Raw genomic sequence first — 5,911 nt, 5'->3', positions numbered from 1 at the left:
GACCTGGCCGGCTTCCGCGATCGCGGCCTGGCGCGTCGACGCGAAGTTCTCGTAGACCGACACCGCGACGAGTGCGAGCAGGATCCCGAAGAAGACGCCGAACGTGCCGATGACGTGCGCGAGAGCTCGGTCCCACTCCTTCGGGTCGGTCACGAGCCGGTTCACGACCGGGCGCAGCGCGACCACGATCAGGCACGAGATCACCACGAACCCGCCCACGAACAGCGGCAGCGTGATCAGGATGCTCGTCTCGTAGAACCAATCCACCATGCTCGCTCCCCCACCCCGGTGGAGGACGGGCGACGTGCGCCCGTCGATGCGGCACAGCCTACGGAAGGCGCGCGGTCGCCCGCCATCCCCAATCCGCGCTGGTGCGTTCGCTCGCGGCGACGGCCTGAGTCACGCCGACGAACGCGATCCGGTTTCGAGGAGCCGCCACCGCTCGTACTCGTCGACCGGTTCGTGCACCTCGATGTACTCGCCTCCCGGCAGGCGCACGATGCGGCCGGTCTCGTACCCGTGGAGCACGACGTCGCGATCCTTGCGCTGCAGGCCGAGGCACACCCGCCGCGCGAGGGTGAAGCCGATGGCGGGCCCGACCAGCACGATCTGCATCGTGAGCACCACGCCCTCGATCGTGAGGCTGAAGGCGTCGGCGATGAGATCCGCACTGCCGGCCGCCCAGAGCGTGGCGTAGAACACGACGCCAGCGACGCCGATGCCGGTTCTCGTCGGCATGTTCCTCGGGCGGTCGAGCAGGTGGTGCTCGCCGCGGTCACCCGTGATCCGCTCCTCGAGGAACGGGTAGACGGCCACGAGCAGGAGGAAGATCCCGATCACCGCGAGCGGCACGAGCACGGCGAGCGTCCAGGTGCGATCGAGCGCGACGAACTCCCAACCAGGGGGCACGAGCCGCAGCGCGCCGTCGAGGAAGCCCGTGTACCAGTCGGGCTGGCTGCCGGCGCCGGCGTCGCCGGGCGAGGCCGGGCCGTACAGCCAGATCGGGTTGATCGTGACGGTCGCCGCGATCAGCATCAGCATGCCCGAGACGATCAGGAAGAGCCCGCCCGCGCGGGCGGCGGCATTGGGGAACAGCGGCACGCCGACGACGTTGGCAGCCGTTCGCCCGGGGCCGGCGAACTGCGGCGGCTGGTGCCGGGCCAGCAGCGCGACGCGCACCACGATGAGCGCGATCATCGCCGGCACGACCGCGAGGTGGAGCGGATACAGGCGCTCGATGATCTCGCCCGGGAACTGGCCGCCGAACAGCAGGTCCTTCATCCAGGTGCCGACCACGGGGATGCCGAGCGTGATTCCCTCGACGATGCGCAGCCCCGTGCCCGAGAGCATGTCGTCGGGCAGCGCGTAGCCGCTCCATCCGCCCGCGAGCGCCGCGATGAGCAGCAGGAACAGCAGCACCCAGCCCGCGCGCCGCGGCCGACGGAACGCGCCGGTGAAGAACGTCACCAGGAGTTGCGCGAGCAATGCCGCCGGCAGCAGGAGTGCGGCCCAGTGATGCGCCTGCCGGAGGGCGAGCCCGCCGGGAACCTCGAACGAGACGTGCATGGTCGACGCGAACGCCTCGGAGACCTCTGCGCCGTGCAGCGTCGGATACGCCCCGTCGTAGACGACCGTCGTGCCCGACGGCGTGTAGTGGAACATCAGCACCACGCCCGTCACGGTGATGACCGCGAGGCAGGCCAGCGCGACCACTCCGAACAGGTTCGACCAGTGCAGCGGCACGACGCGATGACGAAGCTCCTGCATCGCGGCCGAGCCGCGCCTGCCGATCGTCGTCTGCGACAGGCGCTCGGCCAGCCGCCCCGTGAAGTCCGTGCGTGGTTCCCGTACTCCCGACACGTTGGTCTCCTCTCAGGCCCTTCACCACATACGACACGGGAAGGCCCCGATTTGTGACAGGTCGAGTAACTTCCGCCAGAGGTGTCCGATCGGGGCCACGCTGTTCGTAGCAAGGGTGAGAGGTCGTCCGTGGGCGGCGACCCGAGAAGGGACATGATCATGAAGCTGATCACCAACACCCAGATCACCGTCGACGGCGTGATGCAGGCCAACGGCGGCAACAACCCCGAGTTCGACCCCGGATTCGAACGAGGCGGGTGTGCGCTGCCGCTCGGCGATGAGGAGTCGACCGGCTACATCGGCGACGTCTACCGGCGTGCCGACGCGTTCCTCTTCGGCCGGCGCACCTACGACCTCTTCGCGGGGTACTGGGGTGTGCAGCGCGACGTCGAGAACCCGTTCGTGAGCTCACTGAATTCGCGCCCGAAGTTCGTCGCGTCGAACACGATCACCGACCCGCAGTGGGCCGACACGACCGTGCTCTCCGGAGACGTCGAGGCCGCCGTGCGAGAGCTGAAGGCGCAGCCGGGCGGTGAGCTGCAGGTGCACGGCAGCGGCCAGCTCATCCGCTGGCTGCTCGAACGTGAGCTCGTCGACGAGATGACGCTGATCGTCTTCCCCGTGGTCGTCGGTGCGGGCACGCGGCTCTTCCCCGACGAGGGCACGGACTTCGCCCTCGAGCTGCTCGAGACGCGCACGTTCTCGACCGGCATCATGGCGCAGACCTACCGGCCCGCAGGCCGGCCGCAGTACGCGTAGCCCCGTGCGGCGGCGCAGACCAGAATGTCCCTGAACGGCACATGGAGGTGTGAGATGCAGTATCTGGTTTCCGTGATCGACGACACGACCAACTCCGGCACGGAAGAGGAGATGGTGGCGATCCGAGCGTTCAACGAGCGACTCCGATCGGGCGGTCATTGGGTGTTCGCCGCGGGCCTCGCGGCACCCGAGACGTCGACGGTCATCGACGCCCGCGGCGAGGAGCCGGTGCTCACCGACGGCCCATTCATCGAGTCGAAGGAGCACATGGCCGGGCTCTGGATCATCGAGGCGCCCGACCTCGACGTCGCGCTCGAGCTCATGACCGCCGGGTCGAAGGCGTGCAACCGGCGGCTCGAGGTACGACCGCTCCTGTTCGTGTGAGCATCCTCGCGTGAACCCCGTCGATGCACGCGAGGCGATCACCCGGGCGCACCACGCCGAGTGGGCTCGGGTGGTCGCCTCGCTCGCGAGGCGCTTCGGCGACCTCGACATCGCCGAGGAGGCGGCGGCCGAGGCCTTCGCCGTAGCGGTCGAGCGGTGGCCGGTCGACGGCGTGCCGCCGAACCCGGGAGCCTGGCTCACCACGACCGCCAACCACAAGGCGATCGACCGCATCAGGCGCGAGCAGAAGCGCGCCGACAAGCACCGGGAGGCCATGATGCTGACCGACGACACCCCGCCCGAACCGCTCGGCGCCATCGACGACGACCGACTGCGCCTGATCTTCACGTGCTGCCACCCGGCACTCGCGATGGAGGCGCGCATCGCACTCACCCTGCGCCTCGTCGGGGGCCTCACCGTGCCCGAGATCGCCCGGGGGTTCCTCGTGCAGGAGTCGGCCATGGCTCGGCGCATCACCCGGGCGAAGGGCAAGATCTCGGCAGCCGGCATCCCCTACCGCGTGCCCTCGGCGCAGGATCTGCCGGCGCGCATCACCGGCGTGCTCGCCGTGCTCTACCTCGTCTTCAACGAGGGCTACCTCGCGACCGGCCCCGACACCGACCCCGTTCGGGCCGACCTGACCGCCGAGGCGATCCGGCTCACGCGCCTGATCCGCACGCTGCTGCCCGACGACGGCGAGGTGGCGGGCCTCCTGGCGCTGATGCTGCTGACCGAGGCGCGTCGCCCCGCCCGCGTCTCGACGACCGGCGAACTCGTCCCCCTCGGCGAACAAGACCGCGGCATGTGGTCCGACGCGCTGATCGACGAGGGCCACCGGCTGGTGCGCGAGCGACTGGCATCCGGAATCGCACCGGGTCGCTACCAACTGCTCGCGGCCGTCAACGCCGTGCACACCGACGCACGAGACGCCCGCGACACCGACTGGTCGCAGGTCGTCGCCCTGTACGACCAGTTGGTGCGCCTCGACCCCTCGCCGATCGTCGCCCTCAACCGCGCCATCGCGGTCGCCGAGCTCGACGGTCCGGATGCCGCGTTGCCCGCCATCGATCACCTGGGCGACGCCTTGCGCGGGTACCACGCCTTCCACGCCACCCGGGCCGAGCTGCTGCGCCGGCTCGGGCGCCGCGACGAGTCGCGCGACGCCTACGACCGCGCCATCGCGCTCGCCGGCAACAGCGCGGAGATCGCCTACCTGGCGCACCGCCGCGACGAGCTCGACTGAGACCGGCCGCCGCCTACGCCCAGCCCAGCTCGCCGAGCTTCGCGTCGTCGAGGCCGAAGTAGTGACCGATCTCGTGCACGAGCGTGATGCGCACTCGGGTGCGCAGGGACTCGAGGTCGGCGCTGTGCGCCTGCATGTTGTTCTGGAAGAGCGTGATGCGGTCGGGCAGCTCCCCGAAGCCGTAGACCCCTCGCGTCTTCAGCGGGCGCCCGCTGTACAGCCCGAACAGGCGCGGCCGCTCGCCGACCGGCTGGTTCTCGATCAGGATCGCGACGTTCTCGACGCCGCGCACCATGTCGTCGGGCAGCGCGTCGAACACCTCGCCGACCATGCGTTCGAAGTCCGCGTCCGAGATCTCGACCATGCTCCCATTGTGCGCGCTCCCCGCGTCATTGCGGCCGTGCATCGTCCCGGGCGGCCCGCGCACTGGGGGCATCGGAGGACCGCCTCCGTTCTGTAGCGTGAGCGCGTGACATCCGGTTCCGCCGGCATCGCCGACGGTGCCCCTGCAACGACGCCGCCCCCTCGGCCGCCTCGCGGATGGTATCGAGACCAGGCGGATGCCGCGCAGTGGCGATTCTGGACGGGCACTGCGTGGACCGACCATCGGCACGAGCGCGACTCCCAGCAGGCCGCCGACTTCCTCCCCGAGGGCCCCGCGAAGCCGACGCCGAGCGCCGCCCCAGTCGACCTTCGCGGTCGCGTTCCGGCGCACTCGGTGATCGAGAAGCTCATCGAGCTCGACGGTGCGGGGCTCCACGCCGAGCAGTACTCCTGGCATTCGGGCGCGGTCGGCGAACGATACGTCGCCGTGCTGCTCGGCCGACTCGGGCCCGAATGGACGGTGCTGCACTCCGTGCCGGTGGGGGTAGACGGCAGCGATATCGACCACGTCCTGATCGGGCCGCCCGGCGTCTTCACGATCAACACGAAGCACCATCCCGACGGGCGGGTCTGGGTCGCCGGCCACGGGCTGCGCGTCAACAATCAGCCGAAGCACTACCTCTCGAACGCGGCGCACGAAGCGGCCCGCGCCGAGCGCCTGCTCTCGAGGGCGAGCGGCCTGTCGGTCGAGGTGGTGGGCATCATCGTGATCGTCGGCGCGAGCGTCACCGTCAAGGCGCCGCCGCACAGCGACACCGCGCAGATCGGCGTCATCCCCGCAGCCGCCCTGCTGCAGACGGTGCAGGTACGCCGGGCCTACAGCGACGAGCAGCTCGCGAGCATCGTCGCGGCGGCCGTGCGCCCCGAGACCTGGAGTTCCGCACGCCCGAAGCGATCGATGGACCCGGCGGTGCTCCTCGCAGAGTTCGACCGCATCGATCTGCGGCTCAGGTCGCAGCCCCGCGCCACGCCCGCCGCTCGTGCCGGTCGGCCGCCGACCGTCCGACGCCGTCGGAGCTTCGGCGAGGTCGTGCTCAGGCTGCTTGCGGCCGGCGCCCTCATGGTCGGGATCTGGTGGGCCCTGTCCACGGTAGTGCCGCTCGTGGTCCAGAACATCGCCGCCTCGAGCCAGGCGCGAACTGCCGAGCGGGCGGAGCTGGCGGCCCTGACCGCGTCGGCGTCAGCCGCGGCATCCGCTCTCGATGAGATCGCAGCGGGCGGCGCACGCCCGGCCGCGTTGACGATCACGCCCGGCGAGGCGCTGCTGCTGACCGACGGCGG

Annotated in this window: 7 protein-coding genes; 4 read left to right on the top strand and 3 right to left on the bottom strand. The window is 70.5% G+C overall.

What is annotated here, in order from left to right:
• Positions 1–270, bottom strand: a 270-nt coding sequence (locus VIP82_RS00035; protein ID WP_527250122.1) for a bestrophin-like domain, incomplete at its 3' end; no start/stop codon positions are given.
• Between the two features lie 129 nt (positions 271–399).
• Entirely contained in the window at positions 400–1,860 is a 1,461-nt protein-coding gene (qcrB, locus tag VIP82_RS00030) for a cytochrome bc1 complex cytochrome b subunit (RefSeq protein ID WP_331905269.1), read from the bottom strand.
• A 159-nt stretch (positions 1,861–2,019) separates the two neighbouring features.
• On the opposite strand from qcrB, the gene VIP82_RS00025 reads away from it, so the two are divergent.
• The 3 genes from VIP82_RS00025 to VIP82_RS00015 are packed head-to-tail and all read left to right on the top strand — an operon-like array spanning position 2,020 to position 4,246.
• On the top strand, positions 2,020–2,619 hold the full coding sequence (locus VIP82_RS00025) for a dihydrofolate reductase family protein (protein WP_331905268.1): 600 nt from the start codon (positions 2,020–2,022) through the stop codon (positions 2,617–2,619).
• A 54-nt stretch (positions 2,620–2,673) separates the two neighbouring features.
• Positions 2,674–3,003 carry a YciI family protein gene (locus VIP82_RS00020; protein WP_331905267.1) on the top strand — a complete coding sequence of 110 codons (330 nt, stop codon included), beginning with the start codon at positions 2,674–2,676 and terminating at the stop codon, positions 3,001–3,003.
• A 10-nt stretch (positions 3,004–3,013) separates the two neighbouring features.
• Positions 3,014–4,246 carry an RNA polymerase sigma factor gene (locus tag VIP82_RS00015; RefSeq protein ID WP_331905266.1) on the top strand — a complete coding sequence of 411 codons (1,233 nt, stop codon included), beginning with the start codon at positions 3,014–3,016 and terminating at the stop codon, positions 4,244–4,246.
• A 13-nt stretch (positions 4,247–4,259) separates the two neighbouring features.
• Here VIP82_RS00015 and VIP82_RS00010 read toward each other — a convergent pair whose 3' ends face one another.
• Positions 4,260–4,610: a metallopeptidase family protein gene (locus VIP82_RS00010; RefSeq protein ID WP_331905265.1), complete on the bottom strand. Its 351-nt coding sequence runs from the start codon at positions 4,608–4,610 to the stop codon at positions 4,260–4,262.
• Between the two features lie 105 nt (positions 4,611–4,715).
• On the opposite strand from VIP82_RS00010, the gene VIP82_RS00005 reads away from it, so the two are divergent.
• Positions 4,716–5,911: NERD domain-containing protein (locus VIP82_RS00005; RefSeq protein WP_331905264.1), on the top strand; the 1,196-nt coding region annotated here is incomplete at its 3' end.

The sequence above is a fragment of the Microbacterium sp. genome (assembly GCF_036566905.1).
GTDB lineage: Bacteria > Actinomycetota > Actinomycetes > Actinomycetales > Microbacteriaceae > Microbacterium.
This window is presented reverse-complemented; position numbering and strand designations above follow the sequence as displayed.

Bases quoted from the DNA above. Each gene is read 5' to 3' on its own strand.
- VIP82_RS00020 (WP_331905267.1), top strand. From the start codon at position 2,674: ATGCAGTATCTGGTTTCCGTGATCGACGACACGACCAACTCCGGCACG.
- VIP82_RS00025 (WP_331905268.1), top strand. From the start codon at position 2,020: ATGAAGCTGATCACCAACACCCAGATCACCGTCGACGGCGTGATGCAG.
- VIP82_RS00010 (WP_331905265.1), bottom strand. From the start codon at position 4,610: ATGGTCGAGATCTCGGACGCGGACTTCGAACGCATGGTCGGCGAGGTG.